1 protein-coding gene is annotated in these 1352 nt (G+C 64.6%); it reads left to right on the forward strand.

Going from position 1 to position 1352, the window contains the following annotated elements:
- Positions 1–47: 47 nt before the first annotated feature.
- Entirely contained in the window at positions 48–1313 is a 1266-nt protein-coding gene (locus Q9R30_RS19265; RefSeq protein WP_396136752.1) for an IS256 family transposase, read from the forward strand.
- The last annotated feature ends 39 nt before the right edge of the window (positions 1314–1352 follow it).

Here is a 1352-nt window from a genome sequence, read left to right on the forward strand (position 1 = left end):
GGGACTGTAAATTTTCCGGTGTAACTCTTGATGAAGAGGAGACACCTGTGACAGATGTGACAGCCGCCGTAACGGACGCGGTGGATGAGGAGCTGGTTCGGCAGCTGACTGAGCGTGCCCGGGCCGAGGGACTGCAGTTGGCCGGGGAGGGCGGGCTGCTGCAGAAGCTGACCAAGCTGGTCATGGAGTCCGCGCTTGATGGCGAACTGGACGATCATCTCGGCTATGGCAAGCATGATCCGGCCGGGCGTGACGGCGGCAATTCCCGCAACGGCCGGCGGTCCAAGACGCTGCTGACTGAGGCCGGGCCGGTGGAGATCTCGGTGCCCCGGGACCGGGACGGGTCATTCGAGCCGCGGATCGTGGCCAAGCGGCAGCGCAGGCTGACCGGGGTGGATGACCTGGTCATCTCGCTCTCGGCCAAGGGCCTGACCCATGGCGAGATCGCCGCGCACCTGGCCGAGGTATACGGGGCGGAGGTGTCCAAGCAGACCATCTCCACGATCACCGATCGAGTGCTGGAGGGGATGGGAGAGTGGCAGAACCGGCCGCTGGATCCGGTGTACCCGGTGATCTTCATCGACTGTGTGAACGTGAAGATCCGCGACGGCCAGGTCGCGAACCGGCCGATCTACGTGGCCCTGGCGGTGACCGTCGACGGGACCCGGGAGATCCTCGGGCTGTGGGCCGGCGAGCACGGCGACGGCGAGGGCGCGAAGTACTGGCTGCGGGTGCTGACCGAGATCAAGAACCGAGGCGTGGCCGACTGCTGCATTTTGGTCTGCGACGGGCTGAAGGGGCTTCCGGATGCGGTTGCGGCGGTGTGGCCGCAGACGGTGGTCCAGACGTGCATCGTGCACCTGCTGCGCAACAGCTTCCGCTATGCCTCGAAGAAGGACTGGTCGCAGATCGCTAAGGACCTCAAACCTGTCTACACCGCCCCGAGCGAGGCGGCGGCGCTGGACCGGTTCGCGGAGTTCTCGGGCAAGTGGGAGAAGCGGTATCCAGCCATCATCGGGCTCTGGACCAACGCGTGGGCGGAGTTCGTGCCGTTCCTGCAGTTCGACAACGAGATCCGGACAGTGATCTGCACGACGAATGCGATCGAGAGCATCAACGCCCGGATCCGCCGAGCGGTGAACGCCCGCGGCCACTTTCCGACCGAGCAGTCCGCGCTGAAGTGCGTCTACCTGGCAATCATGAGCCTGGACCCCACCGGCAAGGGCCGTAAACGTTGGAGCAACCGCTGGAAGGCCGCACTCAACGCCTTCGAGATCACCTTTGACGGACGCCTGTCCGCCGGCAGGAGCTAGAAAAGACAACCCCAGTTACACCGAATAATTGACAGACCC

Origin of the sequence: Arthrobacter sp. AB6, from assembly GCF_031844545.1 — a bacterium.
GTDB lineage: Bacteria > Actinomycetota > Actinomycetes > Actinomycetales > Micrococcaceae > Arthrobacter.